This window comes from Salegentibacter sp. Hel_I_6, from assembly GCF_000745315.1.
In the GTDB taxonomy this organism is placed as follows: domain Bacteria; phylum Bacteroidota; class Bacteroidia; order Flavobacteriales; family Flavobacteriaceae; genus Salegentibacter.
On record NZ_JQNQ01000001.1, the window covers coordinates 2,951,729 to 2,970,580 of the forward strand.

Sequence of the window (18,852 nt, forward strand, 5' to 3'; positions counted from 1 at the left end):
AAAAAATATTATTTTTAAGTAATTACCCTGTAAATTGAATTCTAATGTTAGAACTGGGAAAAGTTTATTTACCAACGTGGCTTTCTTATGACCCGGAAACAAATATGATTTCCCTGGATTTACCTGAAGTTCATACTCCGGATTATTTTAAGAACGTTTTTTATTCTCTACAATTAGCTTTTAGTGGGACTCGTGTTTCTATTATGTATTATGGTGAAGATGATACTTATCTCTCTCAGGTTCTTTACTTTGAAGATTGGGATATTGCCGGGGGAGATTTAGAATTAGAAAGTTTCGGTAAAATTCAGGAAAGAGCCTTGAGGGCCCTGGGTAAATATATTCCAGACCTTAATAGGGAGGTATACGATCTTTTTAACGAAGAGTAGACTCAATTAAATAGTGAAAGTTTTTCACTTGGAATTATAAAAAACGACCTACTATTTTTTCTTCTTAGAATTGGTTTTTTTTGAGTCTTTAGCGGCTTTTTCTTCTAGCTTCTTCCTTAACGCTTTCATATCCTCACTAATTTTTCTATCCACAATTTTTGCGTAATGTTGGGTCGTTCTCAGATCCTTATGGCCTAGCATTTTACTTACAGACTCTATAGGCACTCCATTGGAAAGTGTTACAGTAGTCGCGAATGTATGGCGGGCAAGGTGCGTGGTAAGTGTCTTTTTTATTCCACAAAGCACAGCAATCTCTTTTAAAAAAGCATTATAGTTTTGATTTTTGGGGACGGGAAGAACTAAGTCCGCCTCTTTTACTCTTGGATAATCTTTATAGCGTTCAATAATCTCTTCAGCTATTGGAAGTAAGGGGACGCTGGTTATAGATTTAGTTTTCTTTCTTTTTGTTCTTATCCATCTTCCACCATCAATACCTTTAATAATATCCTTTTCAGAGAGTTTCTCTAAATCACCATAAGCTAAACCGGTATGACAACTGAAAACGAACATATCCCTAGCAATTTTTAAACGGTCAAAATGAAGTTCCTTCTCTATCAGGGCTTTCACTTCATCTTCATTTAGGAATTCCCGATCTACGCTTTCATATTGAACCTTATAATTATAAAAAGGATCCCTGTCCATCCATTGATTGGCTAGTGCTATACGAACTATTTTTTTAAAATTGTTGACGTATTTCAAGGCCGAGTTGTGATTACACTTTCTTGTAGTTTTTAAAAAATATTCAAATCTTGTAATAAACTGGTGGTCTATATCTTTCATTCGGAAATCCTCGGTTTTATAAACCTCCTTTAGAAACTGCTCAAGGTGGTTATAACAGGTCCAATAACGCTTAGCGGTGCTCTTAGAGATACTTTTTCCTGAAAGACGATCCATTTGTTCATTATGCTCCTTAAACACCTCTAAGGTCATTTTAGATTTATGTTTCGTTTCACCTTTTAGTTCTTTAATCATTCTGGAGGAAGTGATTTGTTCATCGTTATCAGATAGTACCTGATGAATCTTATTTAACCTGTGACGAATATTGTTGATATGGGTATTGATCTCTTGAGAAATGTGATTATTCCCCATCACTTTCTCTAGCTTTGAATTCCATTTTTCAGGTTCTATCCTTCGGGTGATGCTATATTCTTTTCTCTTACCATTTACGGTAATCCTAAGATATATAGGGGCTAAGCCTCTTTTATTGATTTTTGAATTTAGGAGGTGAAAATGTAAGTGAAAGTCAGTTCTCATAATAATGAATTTTTTAGGTCTCGATTCGTAATAAATGTACCTAAAAAAGGGTCTCGATAGAAAAACTTTAACTTTGCGTAAAGATTTGTAAAATAGGGGTTTAAGTGCTAATCGAGACCTATTTTTTAATTTTAAAATAGGTCACCGAATAGGTCTCGATTTATATGGTATAATTTGGGATATTTTGATATTCCTAAAAACAAAAAACCCCGTAAATCCTAGGATTTCGGGGTTTTTGAAACATTTTGAAATGTTAAAAGTGGAGTCGGAGGGGTTCGAACCCTCGTCCAAACAAGCAATTCAGATGCTTTCTACACGTTTAGTTTTCACTTAGATTGTCGGGAAAAAATCTGGCTGAAAACGACCTAACTTCTTCCGTATCCTCAATTAGATTTTAGAACTGCATCAAGGTCCTACAGTTCCTATATTTACTTTATCGGTGCCCCTAATGCGAATGCCGTAAATCAAGGCTTTCGCGGGACATCTTGGCTCCCTACCTTGTAGGGACTAAGCAATCCTACTGTGATTCGGATTATGCAGCCAAGGCGTAGTTATCTTCGCCGTTTAAAAAAGTGTGAAATATGAGATTTACGAGCTATATCCCAGCGCTCGACGTGCTTACAACTCAATTAGACTCGCTGTCAAAACCAAGTCGACCCCATAAATAAAGAACAAAACTTAAGCGAACTATGCTTAAGGCCTGCAAAGATACAATTTTAAATTCATATCTTTGAAGGACATATATAAGGCAACAAAACCCATACCAGAAATGATAAAATTTGCATTGATTAAGGAGCAAAAAACACCACCAGATAGAAGGGTGGTTTTCTCTCCAGGTAAACTAACAGAAATTATAGAAAAATTTCCTGAAGCAAGTTTTAAAATTCAAAGTTCTGAAATTAGAGTTTTTACCGATACAGAATACCGTGAAGCTGGTTTTGAGGTAGTCGAAGATATTGCAGACTGTGAGGTTTTACTCGGGGTTAAAGAAGTTCCTTTGCCGGCTTTAATTCCGAATAAAAAATATTTCTTTTTTTCTCATACCATAAAAAAGCAACCTTATAATCGCGATTTGCTAAGGGAAGTCCTTAAAAATAATATCGAGCTATACGATCATGAAGTCATTGTAAAAGAAAATGGAGCCAGGCTCATTGGCTTTGGACGCTATGCCGGGCTAGTGGGTGCTTACAACGGATTCCGCGGAATGGGATTAAAAGAAAATTTATTTAATTTGCCTAAAGTAGAATCCCTGCCAGATCTTAATGCCATGTTGGCAGAACTGAATAAAATTAAAATTCCATCAATCAAAATTGTGCTTACCGGTAACGGAAAAGTTGCACGAGGAGCAAAAGAGATTTTAGATCATTTGGGAATTAAAAAATTGAATGTCACAGAATATCTTGATTTTAGAGGGGATGAAGCCGTTTATTGCAACATAGACGTGCTGGCTTATAATAAAAGGAAAGATGGTTCAAAAGGCAGCCAGAAAGAATTTTTCAAAGAACCAGAAAAGTACGATTCTAATTTTATGCGTTTTGCAGAAAACAGCGACTTCTTTATTTCGGGGCATTTTTATGGTGATGGGGCGCCTGTATTCTTTACCGCTAAAGACGCTAAATCTCCAGTTTTCCGCATAAAGTATATAGCCGATATTTCCTGCGATATCAATGGACCGATAGCCAGTACAATTCGACCTTCAACCATTGCTGAACCTTTTTATGGTTATAAACCAGAAACAGAAGCTGAGGTAGATTTTAGAGAGAAAGAGAGCATTTTAGTAATGGCTGTAGATAATTTGCCTTGTGAGTTACCAAAAGATGCCAGCGAAGGTTTTGGTGAAATGTTTATGAAACATGTAATTCCTGCTTTTTTTAATGGTGATAAAGACGGCATTTTACAACGGGCTCGTATGACTCAAAACGGGAAATTAACCCCTGGATTTAGCTATTTGCAGAATTATGTAGACGGAGTGGAGGTGTTTAATTGATCCAGTGATTTAATTTCTGTCTTATATTCAGCGGGAAGTATTATTGATTTTAGAATTCCGTCTAACTTTATATCTCGGCTAAATTTATAAATAGGAATAAACACGCTCAAAAATGAAAATCTTCGCAAGTGCAATAATTTTTGAACCTTAGCCGGGCATATTAGCGTTTGTGTTTCTAATAAAAGTGAATAACGTGCAATTCCTAAATGTTTACGGTATTGGCGGTAAAGATCTTTAGTATATGAGGCATACTCGAGGTTTCGCTCGAGATGATTTTTCCGCATTATTTCAAATTCCTTAAAATTATTTGGTAAACCTTTTAAATTCATTCGTTTTCCCACGCGCCAGAAAACATCAAAAATTTCTTCTTTTTCAGAAAGCTCTAGTTTGCGTTCCAGAATTTCAAAAGACCTGATAGAATAATCAATAAGCATAAAAAGAACGTCACGATAAGCCCAGTCAGGAATGCTTTTTCCGCGTTCAGCTTCTACCGAACCGTGAATAGAATTGATGCGATCTATTGCCTTTACGGCAGCTTGTTTTTCAGCAAAAACTATTTCCCGGGCATAAGAAACCGTTGAAAATAGCCTTCCTAAAGGATCTTTGGGTAAACGGCCGGTATAATAAAGCCAGTCTACAGCTTTATTAAGCGCAAACTCTGCCGAGGCACCAGCGAAAATAGAAAGTATAGTGTCACTTTTCCCCCAAATTTCACGTACTATCGAATTTTTAGTTACAAAGTATTGCATCTTTTATTTTTCAGGATATTCTTTCTGGTAGCTTTTCAAGCTTCCGGCAAAAGGAGTTCCAAAAATACCTACAGCTAGTTCTGCCCAGACTACAAAAAATACTGCAAGAATAATTCCGCAAAAAATAAATCTTTTTTTCTGCTACGAATAGTTCTCAGGACTAATCTAATACCAAGACCGGTTATAAAAAGTAAAATTCCGGCGACTATAAAATCTGATAAAGTCCAAACTACTTCATTACTGAATTGCTTGGCGATGAGCCGAATTAAAAGCAAGGCTCCCACGATAAGAAAAATGATTAAAAAACTATTGCTTTTGATTACCATAATTTTTGATATTAATTTAGCGAATTATGTAATTGAAATTATAAAAAAATCGAATAAAAAATTCCGAACTTTATCAAAAATTAGAATGATGAGAAATCCCACTTTTTTACTGCTATTGCTTTTCTTTTTTGCAGAAAGTACTTTTTATGCTCAGGAATTGGAAGTAATGTCATACAATATCAAATTCGCTAACGAAACCGATGGTGATAATTCATGGTCTAAACGAAAAGATCATATTACCAATCAAATAAAATTCTATGAACCCGATATTTTTGGGGTGCAGGAAGCTTTGGTGAGCCAGTTAGAACATTTAAAGGCTGAAATGAAAAATTATAAATATGTTGGAGTAGGGCGAGATGACGGAAAGAAAGCGGGTGAATTCAGTGCGATTTTTTATAATAACAAGGAGTTTAAAGTCCTGGATGAAAAAACTTTCTGGCTATCGGAAACTCCTGATGAAATTTCGGTAGGATGGGATGCTGCAATGGAGAGGGTTTGTACTTATGCGAAATTTAGAGACAGAGCTTCAGGAAAAGAATTCTGGGTTTTTAATACGCATTTTGACCATGTTGGAGAAAAAGCCAGGGAAAATAGTGCAAAGCTTATTTGGGAAAAGATTTCAGCTTTAAATAATGAAAATTTGCCGGTATTGCTTATGGGCGATCTTAATTTGGAACCTGATACTAGCGGAATTCAATTCCTAATGGAAAAAATGAATGATGCTAAAACTGTAGCGAAATTAAGTTTTGGTCCCGAAGGCACTTTTAATGGTTATAATTTTGAAGAACCAGTAACCAGAAGAATTGATTATATATTCACATCAGATGCTATTCAAGTTATAAAATATGGGGTTTTAACCGATTCTAAAGATTTAAAATATCCTTCAGATCATCTAGCGGTTTTGGTGAAACTTAAGATGGATTAAAATTAAGAATAGACTATCTGAAAAAATATCTTCACGTGGTTGAAGTTTTCTAGAAGCTAGATCCTGAAACAAGTTCAGGATGACGTTAATTTTTCAGATAGTCTATTTCATATAAATTCTAAAGATTTATTTAGAGATCCATAGCGGTATTTCAGGCTTTTCTCCAAAGAGTTCTTCAGTAACACTCCCCACTAAAAGACTTGAAATATTATTAGCTCCTTTATCGGCTACGATCAATATGTCAACGCTATCTTTTTTTGCAAATTCAAGTAAATTGCTCGCTACACTGGAGTCTCTTCCTGGTATAATAAGCGGGGTTACTTCGCCCTTATAATCTAATTTATTTAAAAATTTATCAGCTTTCTCCCTTGCGTGTTTTTCAATCTTTGGCGCCATGGTTTCTTTCGGTACATAAGGAGAAAATTGAACGGGTACCGAATAAACGTGAGCAGCTGTAACCGGTGCCGAAGTGGCTTCCTGAAGCATTTGAGCTATATTAAAGATTTTTCGGGATTCACGAGAAAAGTCGGTACCTGCCCATATCGATTTAATTTCGGGTTTGAAATCACGTGGTATAGCTAAAATGTCACATTTTAAGATTCTAAGCAATTTGTTACTTACAACCCCGGTACCTTTTTTCTTGTTCTTGTTTCCAAGAATAACCAGGTCTATATAATATTTATTGGCGATATAACTTATTAAGGATTCAGTATAAGGATCTTCAGAAATTAAAACTTCCCACTCGGTATTGCTGGTGAAAAGGCTTTCTACTTTTTCATTAAGCTCGTCGCCAATAATCTCATCAAGATTAATATCTTTTAATTGCTCTTCGAAAAGTGCAGAGATCTCATATTTCTTAATATTGTGTACAAAATATACCTTCTTCACGTTCAATTTTTCCGCCAAATAAGAGGCGTAATTAATGAGCGAGTTGTCAATATCTGAAAGGTCTAAGGCAACTAATATATTATTGAATTTTTCCATAATGCCCGGTTTTTATTGTTGTTCTTTATTTTTACCTAAATTTCTCTTTTTAACGATGTCATTTACAATTTCCTCATAATTCTCCATCTCTTTTTGTTCTCTTTTATCCTGCAGTTCTACAAGATCTTCTTTTAAACCTTTGTAAAGAGAATAACACATAATGAGGAGAATAACAGCAAAGGGCAATCCCGTTACAATAGTGGCTGTTTGCAAAGCTTGCAAGCCCCCACCTATAAGTAGAACCGATGCTACTGTACCTTCGGTAACAGCCCAAAATACACGTTGTCCTTTTGGAGCATCAATTTTTCCTCCTGATGTTAAACTATCAATTACCAGTGATCCTGAATCTGATGAAGTGATAAAGAAACCTGCAATTAAAATCACAGCTACCACATTTATGACCATAGAAAGTGGGTAATCTTCAAAGAAAACGAATAGGGCGGTAGCAATATCATCATTTACTGCATCTATAATACTCATATCACCACCAAGAGCTTGTTGAATTGAAACACTACCAAAAGCTGAAAGCCAGAAGAAAGTTACTAATGATGGCACTAATAATACGCCTAAGATAAATTCTCTAATAGTTCTTCCTTTTGAAATACGCGCAATGAACATTCCTACGAATGGAGACCAGCCAATCCACCATCCCCAATAGAATACCGTCCAGTCGTTTTGCCACGAACTATTAGTAAAGGTTTCACTCCAGGTTGAGATTTCAAGAAAGTTAAACAAGTAGCTTCCTGTGTTTTCTACAAAAGATCTAAAAATAAATATTGTAGGGCCTAAAATTATAGCCAGCCCAAGCAAAACCAGAGCGACTCTCATATTCCATTCACTAAGGAACTTAACTCCCTTATCTACTCCAAGAACTACAGATATTGTAGCTACCAGGGTAATTCCCGCTATTAATAATACCTGGGTGGTTATTCCGCTGGGGACATTAAAAACATGATCTAAACCAGAAGCTATCTGTTGCACTCCAAAACCAAGTGAAGTTGCCAGTCCAAATAAAGTGGCTAAAACTGCGAAAATATCTATGGCATCCCCAATCCATCCATAAATCTTATCTCCCAAAAAGGGGTAAAAAATAGATCGTATAGTTAGCGGTAAACCTCTGGTGTACGTAAAGTAAGAAAGAGCAAGACCAACTAAAGCATAAACTCCCCAGGCATGGAAGCCCCAATGCAGGAAGGTGAAATTCATAGCCTCTTGAGCCGCAGCCGCAGTTTCAGCATCAGCGGTAGGTGGAGTGGTAAAATGCATTACCGGTTCTCCAACACTAAAGAATAATAAACCAATCCCCATCCCGGCGCTAAAGAGCATGGCAAACCAGGAAAGTGTTTTGAATTCTGGTTTTGCATTTGGGCCTCCAATTCGCATTTTTCCGAATTGACCTAAGGCCAAATAGATCAGGAAGACCAGGAAAATATTAACGCACATAATGAAAAACCAGTCGGCATTATCTGCCACGGCATTTTGAATATCAGAAAATGCTGATTCTGCCTGTTTCTCAAATATGAGGGTTAAAACGATACTTATGATGATAATAAAAGAGGAAATGAAGAAAACGGGTCCGTTTACTTCCAATCCAAAAATCGATTTTTTCTCATCGCTTCTAGTAACTTTCTTTGCCATATAATTTGTTTTCAGTAATTAAATTAAAAATAATAGCCAATATTAATGTTGAATCTTGCTTCCCATTTTGCATCTGGGTTACCCACTGCAAAATCGTCTACAAAATTCCCTCCTAACCAGGATTGATTGTAGCCGGCTGCATAATCTATATAGGTGTAAATTTGTCCTGCGGTAACCAATACTCCCGTAACGTTCATATAAGAATCGGTAAAATCGCTTTTATTTTTTTGCATGTAACCAAAATCATTATAGAATTCCAAATTTGAAACTGGGCCAAGATTTACAGGAATATTTCTTGAAATTGCCAGGGAATACATATTAAAATCGGCAGCTACTTCATAAGGAAATCCGTAGGCTCCAAAAGTAATCACATCTCTACTTTCTCCTTCAGCATTTATGGGATTATGTGTAGCGGTTAATGCCTGAGCTTTTAAATTCCAGCGGTTCTGGGTAATTTCGTAATGAGCGGCCAGCGCATAGTGGTTTCCGGTTTCTTCTGTATCCAGATTGTAAAGTCCACCATACTGCCCTGAAACCCCTAAACGATTAGCAGCTTTATCGCCAAATTTGTAAACGAATTTTCCGTTAAATTGATTCACTTCTTTGTTTCTGCCAATCACATCATATGAATATCGGCTGGCAGAAGATTCGGTATTGCTTCCAAAGCTTAATTCTTCAGCTCCTTTAAAAAAGGCCAGGTGATATTCAAATTTTTCACCGGCATGAATATATTTTACACCCATATCGTGATCATCTTCCAAACCTACATAATAGGTGAGGTTAAAAAACCAGTTATGGGAATTATATTGCTGAATACCAAATGGAACCTGGGTTAAACCAATTTGAATTTCTTCTATGTCGTTAAATTTATATCCCATCCAGCCCTGCTTCAAAACTCCACCTCCAAAGGCATCAGAGTAAAGTCTGTATTCCGCATTTAGGTATACTCCTTTAAATTTAGCATTGAAGTTTACTCTAAAGATATCATAACCAAAATCACCACCGCGATTTTTTTGTCCATCTTTCCAGGAAGAAAGGTTGTAATTATATCGTAATGCACCACCTATGTTAACTTCGGGTTCTTCCTGAGCGGTTAAAGGAGTAACTATAAAAATACAACAAATAGCCAGGAATAAGCTATAGGACGAGAAAACCCGCGAAATTTGTTGGTGAGTCATTAAGATTATTTTGGATAGTTAGTTTTCAAATTAACTTATTTTAAAATGAAATATAGTAAAACGTATTATAGCTTAACGTTTATTTAATTAAATAGAGCGGGAATTAAGAGAGCTATAGGTTTTGTTTACACCCTGTAAAAATGTAGAATATCCCTGAAATAGGGAATTAACATCTATTTGAAATACGCATTATTTAGTTTAGATGTATAAGAATTTTGAAAATTATTAAAAGTAATAACCAATATTGATATTAAACCTGGCTTCCCATTTGGCATCAGGCATACCGGCAGCAAACTCGTTGGTGAAATCTCCCCCGAGCCAGGAATGATTATATCCTGCCGCGTAATCTATATAAGTGAAAATCGGGCCGGTATTTATAAGTACGCCAAATACATTCATAAAAGTATTGGCGAATTCATCCTTTCTTTTGTTCATATAACCAAAGTCATTATATATTTCCAGGTATTTAATTACTTTGGTCTCAAGTGGAAGTTTTTTGGCTACTCCTAAAGTGTATAATTCAAAATCTGCAGCAACCTCGTAGGGAACGCCATAAGCTCCCATAGAAACTACATCTCGAGACTCTCCAGGTGCATTTTTAGGGTTTAATTTAGATTTTGTTGCCTGTGATTTTACAGACCAATCATTACTCTGGTATTCATAGTGTAGAGCCAGTGCATAATGATCTCCTGTCTCTTCGGTATCTATATTGTACAAACCACCATATTCTCCAGAGAAGCCAATTTTATGGGTGTTATCTGATAGAGGTTTCCAAATAAGCTTTCCGTTAAACTGATTTACTTCTTTGTTTCTGCCAACCACATCATAAGAATAGCGGTGGGGCGAGGACTCAGTATTACTTCCAAAAGCAAATTCTTCAGCATTTTTAAAAAAAGCAAGGTGATATTCAAACCGGTCATCATTATAAATATAATCTAAGCCCATATCATAATCATCTTCCAAACCTACATAGTATGGAAGATTTAAAAACCAGTTATGGGAGTTATATCGCTCTATTCCGAAAGGAACTTCAGCAAGTCCTATTTCAACTCTTCTTTTTTCATCTATATTATAACCAACGAATCCATATTTTAAAAATCCGCCACCAAAAGCATCAGAATATAATCGGTATTCCGCTTCCAGGTAAACGCCTTTGAATTTTGCGTCGGCGTTAATCATAAACACATCATATCCAAAATCGCCACCACGTGCCTGTTGGCCAGGTTTCCAGGAAGATAAATTGTAATTAAATCTAACGGCGCCTCCTATATTAACTTCGGGCTCATCCTGGGCATAAGAATGTTGCGGATTAAAAAGAGAAAAGGAAAAAGCTAATATTAAAAATAAGGAAAAGTAATTTCTTGGCATGGTTTAAATTGAATGGTTAGTGTTGCAAAATACTTTTAAATAATAGCAAACTAATTTTTCACTTTAAACTTTGGGAAATTTTTATAATTTATTTACAGTTTTCCTTATGGCAACGAGGTTGCTTAAAAGTTTTTCAAGATGTTTAATATCCAGCATATTGGCACCGTCGCTTTTCGCATTTGCAGGATCAAAATGGGTTTCAATGAATAAACCATCTACTTTATTTACAACTCCTGCACGGGCAATTGTTTCTATCATCTCTGGTCTACCACCGGTCACTCCGCTACTTTGGTTAGGCTGCTGTAGGGAATGTGTAACATCTAAGACGGTGGGAGCAAATTCGCGCATAGTGGGAATTCCTCGAAAGTCTACAATCATATCCTGGTAACCAAACATAGTTCCACGGTCTGTAACCATTACCTGCTCATTATTACAGTCGGTTACTTTGGTTACTGCGTGTCTCATACTTTCCGGACTCATAAATTGTCCTTTTTTAAGGTTTACTACCTTGCCGGTTTCAGCTGCGGCTACCACTAAATCGGTTTGGCGTACCAGAAAAGCCGGAATCTGTAAAATATCTACATATTCTGCAGCTAGTTTTGCATCACTTATTTCGTGAATATCTGTAATGGTTGGGATTTGAAAAGTTTCAGAAACTTTCCGAAGTATTTTTAGCGCTTTTTCATCTCCAATTCCGGTAAAACTGTCAATTCGGCTACGATTGGCTTTTTTGAAAGAGCCTTTAAAAACATACGGAATCTCCAGTTTGCTGGTAATTTCTACTACTTTTTCGGCGATTCTAAGTGCCATTTCTTCGCCTTCAATAGCACAGGGGCCGGCGAGTAAAAAGAAGTTATCAGAATTAGTATGCTTTAACTGCGGAATTTTATCAAGTTTCATCCTTATGGTTTTATGCCACAAAGATAGCAGATTATATTACTAGTAACAATCTGCTGGTTTACAAGTAGGCGCGCAAGCCTATAGAATTCTACTACAGCCTTTGAACCGGGTAATTTTTTAATGTTAAGTAAGTGTAATGAGATTTATAGCAATATTAAATTTTTAAGAATAAATACTTGATTTTAATTCCATTTTAATATGGATTTAAAGATTCAATAATTTTCTGTTTATACCCTTCCTGGCCTCCAGAGCTATATTGGCGAAGAAAAATATAATATCAAATGTCTTTTAAAAACTTTCTGAATTTTTTATTGTTTTTTATTATTTCAGGCTCTTTGTTTGCTTCAAATGTTTGGGGTGTAATAACCGATGCAGCCAGTGGGGAGTTAATGACTGGCGCCAATATCACCTATAAAAATGTCGCTACTGGAAACTTGTATCAAACGGTTTCTGGTTTAGATGGTTCTTATGTTTTAAGGCATATGCCGGCCGGAGAATATCAGGTAAGTGTTAGTTATGTAGGTTATTTGACTAAACAGGAAAGCCTGACTAAAACCCAGGAAGACCTAACTTATGATATTGCTCTTGAAGTTGATGACGAATCATTAGGTGAGGTGCTTATTGTAAGCGATAACAGGGGAACAGATGCGCAGGCACGAGCCCTGGAAAGACAATCTGCCAATGTGCTTAATATCATTTCTGCAAAGCAAATCGAACTTTCTCCAGATATTACTGTAGCCAATGTAATTCAGCGGGTATCAGGTTTGTCCATTGAGCGTAACTCGAGCGGAGATCCTCAATATGCCATTATAAGGGGAATGGACAAGCGTTACAACAACACGCTAATAAATGGTATAAAAATCCCCTCACCCGATAATGAGAACAGGTTTGTGCCGCTGGATATTTTTCCCGCAGTATTTTTGGAACGCCTTGAAGTATACAAGTCCTTAACCGCCAATATGGAGGCCGATGCCATTGGGGGAACGGTTAATATGGTGATGAAAGATGCGCCGGTAAAAGAATACCTGGATGCAGATATTCAACTTGGTGTTAATCATTTGAACTTTGAAAGAGGTTTTGATACCTACGATAGGTCTGGTTTAAATAAATTATCTCCCAGCGAAAGATTTGGCGAAGATTACCGGGCTACACCAGAGGATTTTCCAACGGAAAATATGATCCAGGAACGCCGTACTCCCATGCCAGACGTTTTTGCAAATATTTCTTATGGAAACAGGTATTTTGATAATAAACTTGGTGTAATGCTTGGCGGGAGTTTTCAAAATTCCTATCGCCCTACCAGTAATTATTTCTACGATCCATCGGTAGATTTTCGAGAAGGACTTGGCAATCCGCTAATTATGCAGGAATTAATTGAGAGGGAGACCAGTGCGCAATTTCAGCGTATCGCTTTTCACTCAAAACTCGATTACCAGTTTAATGACGATAATAAACTTGATCTCTATTTCGGAAAATATTATTTAAATGAATTTAGGGTAAGAGACCAGGAAAGAAGAGAAAGTTTTGTAGCGACCAATAATTATGCAGTTTATCCTATAACCAGGTTTAGTAATATCTATCAGGACATTACAACAATAGACCTGGGCGGGGAGCATAGACTGGCAGATTATTTTGACCTGGATTGGAATGCTATCTATTCTTTAGCCAATAATGACAGGCCGGATGATGGGGTGTTTGCGCGTGCTGGAAATTACAACGTGGAACAAGGGAGGTTGCTCAATGAAATTGTGTATTTCCAGGGAGCAAATAATTCAAGAGCCTGGGAGCGTAATAGAGATGATGATATCTCACTATACTTCAATGTTAGTTTTCAGCCTAATATTATAAATAAAGACACTGAGTTTCAATTCGGTGGTGTTTTGCGGAAGAAAGTACGGGATAATTATTACAACTATTATAATTATGCGCAAATATTCGGCCAATTTAGAGGGGAAGACTGGAATGATTTTGGCGATGTCAATTTTAATGCGATGGCCAATCCAAGAGGAAGTGGTGATGACAGCAATCTTGTTTACGATGCCACGGAAGATGTATATGCTACCTATTTTAATACCAAATGGGTATTGGGTGGAACAGAAATCCAGGCTGGGCTTAGAACTGAGCAAACCTACCAGGGTTATGAGATTAATGAGCTTTCAGCATCTTCCAACGATGTAGAGATAAGTCAACGACAAGACTATCTTGATTTCTTTCCTTCTTTAAGTTTAAAGCAAAGGCTAACCGAAAAAGCAAATCTAAAGGCTACCTATTTTAAGGGAATAAGTAGACCCGGGTTTTATGAAATCGTGCCCACAGTAAGAAGTGCAGGGGGTGGAGATTCATTTTATAGCGAAAGGGGAAATGCCGATCTAAGACCATCTTATGGACATAGTGCAGATTTACGCTATGAATTTTTCCCAAATTCTATAGATCAAATTTTACTGGGAGTGTTCTATAAAAGAATTACAGACCCCATAGAATACGGTTTTCCTTTGGTAAGCGGGGAGGGGGAACGCCCGGTTACCAATAGAATTCTTCCGCAGAATTATGATGATGCAACCAATTTTGGGGTGGAATTCGATTTCACCAAATACATCAATAAATTCGGACTTAGGTTAAATTACACTTATACCAACTCGCAAATTAGTACCAATAAGATTGTGATAAACGAGGACAGGTCAAGAAGCCTGGTAAACCAGACCAGGCCTTTGCAAGGGCAGTCAGATCATATTGGGAACGTAAGTTTATTATACAAAGACCTTGAAAAAAGATGGGATATTCAGTTGGTAGTGAATTATACCGGTGAGAGAATTGCTTTTGTATCTCCATTTTTTGATGCCGACCACTATATGCGACCAATGACCCAGATGGATTTTTCTTTAGAAAAAGGATTAAACAAAAATTTTGTGCTCTTTTTTAAAGGGAATAACCTGTTAAATACGCCTTATCAATTAGTAGTTAATAAACCCCTGGCACGACCAGAAGACCCTTACCCATACCAAACAGACCCAACAAATATGGGATTTATCAGAAGAGACCTTTACGGAGTTTCCTTTAGAGTTGGAGCACGGTATAAATTTTAGTAATCAATAATAATTAAATTAAAATCAATTCAAAATGAAAAAGTTAACAATGCTAATTTGGATATTCTCGATCGTATTTTCGGTGGTATCCTGCTCAAGTGATGATGATGCTGCAGTAATCGATCCAGACGATGATGTGGCTGTAGATCCAGATGACGATGACGACGATGATGTTTCAGAAGACGACGGAATTTCCGGTGATATGACTACAATAGTCTTTGAACCCAATGCAACCTATGAGGTTACCGGAGATTTAATGGTGCCGGAAGGAGAATCTGTAACGATCCCTGCTGGAGTAACCTTAGAATTTCAGGAAGGAGAAAATGGAGAAGCTTGGTTTGTTGAGGTTTTCGGTTCCCTTTATATCATGGGTCAGGAAAACTCACGAGTTACTTTAACCGCCTCAGAAGATTTGATGAATTCCTCAAAAAACCAGGGGATTGGTCAATTATGGGGAGGGGTTATAGGAACCGTTTCTACAGGAGACCTGGTAATCGAGTATGCAGATATTTTACACGCAGGTGGTACTACAAGACAGGAAAACGCAATGGCACAACCCGCTACAGGTAACGAAGGTGAATTAGATGCCGGTGATGCCAGTTATGCCCTTTATTTTGTTAGAGAAGATGGGATGCGCCAGGATGGTATTTTTGTTCTAAACCACTCAAGAATTGCCTTTACTCCAGATGATGCCATTAGGATTAATGGTGGCCAGACTTTAATAACTTACAATACTTTTGAAGTTACTGGAGGTACCGGTGGAGATGCCGTGAATATTAAGGCCGGTTCTTCAGGAGATTTTGCCTTTAACCTATTTTACAACCTGGCGACTAATGGTTTGAAAACAGCAGATACGGGCCCGGGAGAACGAGGAAAAGCGCAAACAAATTTCTATAACAACACAATTATTAATTCAGGGTATAGAAGAGCAGAATCAGGTAGGGGTGCTGGCTTGAACTATGAGTCTAATGCCTTTGGCGATGTTTACAATAATCTTTTGGTAAATAATAGATTTGGATTACGCCTTGTTTCTGGTGAAGATGAGCCCGATGTAAGCCGTATTAATTATGGATACAACTGGAATTATGGAGCGGTTCAAACTATTGTAGATGAGTTTTATCCTACCGCAAATACCTCATCTGTTGGTCTTATAGGTAACGATCCAAGAACACCAATTCCTGATACCGATATTGCTGGTGGACCGGGAGAAAACGATCCTATGTTTGTTAACTATGATCCTTCCGATTTTACATTCTCTGGAAGCGATAACATAAGCACAGATCCACTTAGAATGAATATAGACCCAATTCCATCGGGTGCAGATTTCAGATTACAGGCAGATTCTCCGGCATTAACTGGTGGATATACCGATTTTGATTTTGTTCACGAAGCCTATACTACTTTAGATGGTAGCATGACCTTTACTCCTCCTTCTCCAGAGGAATTCTTTGGAGCCTATGGAGCTAACTAATTAACTAATTAAAAATTCAAATTGGGGCTATATGCCCCAATTTTTTTATGAAAAAAATATACCTTTTACCTATAATTCTTTTTGTTTTTCTTGCTTGTGAAAAGGAAAACGCTTCTTCAGAAGAAGAAGATAAAGAGCTTTCCAGTTGGGAAAATCACCAGTCTTTTACTACTTCTTATCCAACCTTTAGCATGCCTTTTAGCGAAGATTTCATAGCAAATCCTGAAGCTATAGGTGAGGTAAATCTATCCGAAACTTCTGGTTTGGCCTATTCGGTAAATAACCCGGGTATGATCTGGGCACATAATGATTCTGGTCATCCGAACATTATCTTTTTACTGGATGCAGAAAATGGTAACCTGGTGGCAAGGTATACTATTAACGGTTCCAACAGTATAGATTGGGAAGATATGGAAATTGCCATAGATCCTCAAAATGGGGAAGCCTATCTATATATCGGCGATATAGGAGATAATTCTGAGAGAAGGCCGAATTATTCAATTTATAGATTTAAAGAACCGGTATATCAGGAGTCACACAGCGCTGGCGGAGCGGTAAGTTGGGATCCTGAAGATTTCTCCAGGATAAGAATTAATTATCCTGATGGCAGCCATGATGCCGAAAGCTTATTTTTAGACCCTGAAACCCAGGATATATTTCTGGTAACTAAAAGAGATGTGAATTCTACAATTTACGTAGTGCCGTTTCCTTATGATGCCTCCGAAGAAAACCTGATGTATAAGGTGGGTGAATTTTCTTTTAGAAATGCATCGGCCGGAACGGTTTCTCTTGATGGTAGCAAGGTGCTAATTAAAAACCGCCAGGAAATATTTTACTGGACCAGGCAGGAAGGCGAAACCATGGCTGAATTATTACAACGCACACCTGTAAAAGCTCCTTATGTGGGAGAACCTCAGGGCGAAGCCGTATGTTTTGATCACCAGCACAATTATTATACGCTAAGTGAAGAGCTCAATAATTCCATTGCGCCTACACTTTATAAATACACTTATAAAACCAACTAATTTTTTTATAATGAAAACAACAATCAAAAATTTTTTAATGCTTTTTGCATTAGTAATATTGGCGTCCTGTTCCAGCGACGATGATCAAATTATTGACCCTGTAGATGATGATGTAGCCCAGGAGGAAGAGGTAGCAATACCAGATCCTTTGTTAAGTGCTGCAATAAAATCAGAACTGGGTCTGGATGAGAATGACGATATCAATGCCGAAGATATGCTGGATTTAAAGGAACTGGATGTTAGCGGATTGGCTTTTGCTGAATTATCGGATTTAACGGGATTGGAATATGCTATTAACCTTACCTATCTTCGTTTTGGTGAAACAGCCGTAACCGATCTGGACCCAATTTCAGACCTTGAAAATATTGAATATTTGCGTTTTAATAATACGGCAATTACCGACGTTAGTGCGTTATCAAATTATACCTCGCTTACTTATTTTAATGCAAATACAGTAACGGGATTAACAGATATTAGTCCGTTGGCAGGAATTACAGGGCTGCAGGAAATCATTTTAAGAGAGGTTCCATTTGGTAATGAAGGGATGGAAACCATTAGAAACTTTACTTCGCTTTATAGAATTAATATGCGAGATACTGGGGTGACAGATTTAAGCGTTTTAGGAGAACTAATGGCAGAAGGAGCTTTGCTTGATAGCACCCCAGGGGCTGCCGATGCCGGTGGAGCAGATTTAGACCTTCGTGGATTATCGATTGCAAATTATACTCCTGTAATTCCTTATTTAGATAATATAACAACAATAGATGGACTTCCTGAAAACGAAGCGGTAGCCGTTCCCGATGAGAGATTGGCAAGCCAAATACGTATAACATTGGGCGTGGATCAGGATATTGAACTTACTACCTTATATATGTTGAGCTTAAGCGAACTAAACCTTGATGGTGGAGATGATTAAGTGAAAGTGGGGATATTCGTGAAATTTCAGATCTTACGGGATTAGAATTTGCTGAAAATCTTACTTACTTACGTTTTGGAGGAACTGCGGTTACCGATTTAACTCCAATTTCAGGCTTGCAAAACCTGGAATATTTAAGGTTTAACAATACGGGTGTGACAGATTTAAGTCCGTTAGCAGGATATACTTCCTTAACTTATTTTAATGCCAATACAGTAACCGGAATTACTGATATTAGTCCGTTAGCGGGCAATACGGGTATTAAAGAAATTATATTGAGAGAAGTTCCCTTTGGAAATGAAGGAATGGCAACCATTGCCAATTTTACTAATATGTATAGAATCAACATGAGATCTACCGGAGTTACAGATATTACGGTGCTGGGAGAATTGATGGCTCAGGGTGCGCTTTTAGATACTACTGATGGTGCAGATGAAGCAGGAGGTGCTGATCTCGATTTAAGAGGTTTAAGTATAGAAGACTGGTCTCCAATTGAGCCCTATTTAGACCAAATTTCAAATTTGGAAGGATATTCAGAAGAATAATTTTTTTCACATAATAACATAGGCTACCTTTTTGGTAGCCTATTATTTTTTAGAACT

General features: G+C 37.2%; 15 protein-coding genes and 1 other RNA gene. 8 read left to right on the forward strand and 8 right to left on the reverse strand.

Annotated elements, in window-relative coordinates:
* The first annotated feature begins 44 nt into the window (after positions 1 to 44).
* Positions 45 to 386 (forward strand): hypothetical protein, encoded by a 342-nt coding sequence (locus tag FG27_RS12950; RefSeq protein WP_037319768.1) that lies wholly within the window; start codon positions 45 to 47, stop codon positions 384 to 386.
* A gap of 51 nt (positions 387 to 437) precedes the next feature.
* Here the strand turns inward: FG27_RS12950 and FG27_RS12955 are convergent, their stop codons facing one another.
* A complete protein-coding gene (locus FG27_RS12955) occupies positions 438 to 1,700 on the reverse strand; it encodes a site-specific integrase (RefSeq protein WP_037319770.1) in 1,263 nt (420 codons plus the stop codon).
* A gap of 257 nt (positions 1,701 to 1,957) precedes the next feature.
* Positions 1,958 to 2,360, reverse strand: a transfer-messenger RNA (tmRNA) gene (ssrA, locus tag FG27_RS18985).
* Positions 2,361 to 2,469: 109 nt separating this feature from the next.
* On the opposite strand from ssrA, the gene FG27_RS12960 reads away from it, so the two are divergent.
* Complete coding sequence (locus FG27_RS12960; protein WP_037319773.1) at positions 2,470 to 3,687, forward strand: NAD(P)-dependent oxidoreductase; 1,218 nt, start codon at positions 2,470 to 2,472, stop codon at positions 3,685 to 3,687.
* On the opposite strand, the gene FG27_RS12965 is transcribed toward FG27_RS12960, so the two are convergent.
* Positions 3,657 to 4,436, reverse strand: coding sequence for an oxygenase MpaB family protein (locus FG27_RS12965; protein WP_037319775.1), 780 nt, complete (start codon positions 4,434 to 4,436; stop codon positions 3,657 to 3,659). The genes FG27_RS12960 and FG27_RS12965 overlap by 31 nt on opposite strands.
* Before the next feature lie 255 nt (positions 4,437 to 4,691).
* On the opposite strand from FG27_RS12965, the gene FG27_RS12975 reads away from it, so the two are divergent.
* Positions 4,692 to 5,687 carry an endonuclease/exonuclease/phosphatase family protein gene (locus tag FG27_RS12975; protein WP_369794120.1) on the forward strand — a complete coding sequence of 332 codons (996 nt, stop codon included), beginning with the start codon at positions 4,692 to 4,694 and terminating at the stop codon, positions 5,685 to 5,687.
* Between the two features lie 126 nt (positions 5,688 to 5,813).
* On the opposite strand, the gene FG27_RS12980 is transcribed toward FG27_RS12975, so the two are convergent.
* From FG27_RS12980 to kdsA, 5 genes are all read right to left on the reverse strand, one after another.
* A complete protein-coding gene (locus FG27_RS12980; RefSeq protein ID WP_037319778.1) occupies positions 5,814 to 6,671 on the reverse strand; it encodes a universal stress protein in 858 nt (285 codons plus the stop codon).
* Between the two features lie 12 nt (positions 6,672 to 6,683).
* Complete coding sequence (locus FG27_RS12985) at positions 6,684 to 8,309, reverse strand: BCCT family transporter (protein WP_037319781.1); 1,626 nt, start codon at positions 8,307 to 8,309, stop codon at positions 6,684 to 6,686.
* Positions 8,310 to 8,332: 23 nt separating this feature from the next.
* Entirely contained in the window at positions 8,333 to 9,487 is a 1,155-nt protein-coding gene (locus tag FG27_RS12990; protein ID WP_231563323.1) for a hypothetical protein, read from the reverse strand.
* Between the two features lie 225 nt (positions 9,488 to 9,712).
* Positions 9,713 to 10,855 (reverse strand): hypothetical protein, encoded by a 1,143-nt coding sequence (locus FG27_RS12995; RefSeq protein ID WP_037319783.1) that lies wholly within the window; start codon positions 10,853 to 10,855, stop codon positions 9,713 to 9,715.
* An 81-nt stretch (positions 10,856 to 10,936) separates the two neighbouring features.
* Positions 10,937 to 11,755, reverse strand: a complete 819-nt coding sequence (gene kdsA / locus FG27_RS13000) for a 3-deoxy-8-phosphooctulonate synthase (RefSeq protein ID WP_037319785.1) — start codon at positions 11,753 to 11,755, stop codon at positions 10,937 to 10,939.
* A 281-nt stretch (positions 11,756 to 12,036) separates the two neighbouring features.
* Between kdsA and FG27_RS13005 the strand changes: the two genes are divergently transcribed.
* From FG27_RS13005 to FG27_RS13025, 5 genes are read left to right on the forward strand one after another with little or no spacing between them, the layout of a single operon-like run.
* Entirely contained in the window at positions 12,037 to 14,838 is a 2,802-nt protein-coding gene (locus tag FG27_RS13005; RefSeq protein ID WP_037319786.1) for a TonB-dependent receptor, read from the forward strand.
* 34 nt (positions 14,839 to 14,872) lie between these two features.
* Positions 14,873 to 16,309 (forward strand): hypothetical protein, encoded by a 1,437-nt coding sequence (locus FG27_RS13010; protein WP_051935856.1) that lies wholly within the window; start codon positions 14,873 to 14,875, stop codon positions 16,307 to 16,309.
* Positions 16,310 to 16,356: 47 nt separating this feature from the next.
* Positions 16,357 to 17,334: a hypothetical protein gene (locus tag FG27_RS13015; RefSeq protein WP_051935857.1), complete on the forward strand. Its 978-nt coding sequence runs from the start codon at positions 16,357 to 16,359 to the stop codon at positions 17,332 to 17,334.
* Positions 17,335 to 17,344: 10 nt separating this feature from the next.
* Positions 17,345 to 18,250 (forward strand): leucine-rich repeat domain-containing protein, encoded by a 906-nt coding sequence (locus FG27_RS13020; protein ID WP_037319787.1) that lies wholly within the window; start codon positions 17,345 to 17,347, stop codon positions 18,248 to 18,250.
* Positions 18,251 to 18,273: 23 nt separating this feature from the next.
* Positions 18,274 to 18,795: a leucine-rich repeat domain-containing protein gene (locus FG27_RS13025; protein ID WP_369794140.1), complete on the forward strand. Its 522-nt coding sequence runs from the start codon at positions 18,274 to 18,276 to the stop codon at positions 18,793 to 18,795.
* Positions 18,796 to 18,852: the final 57 nt, after the last annotated feature.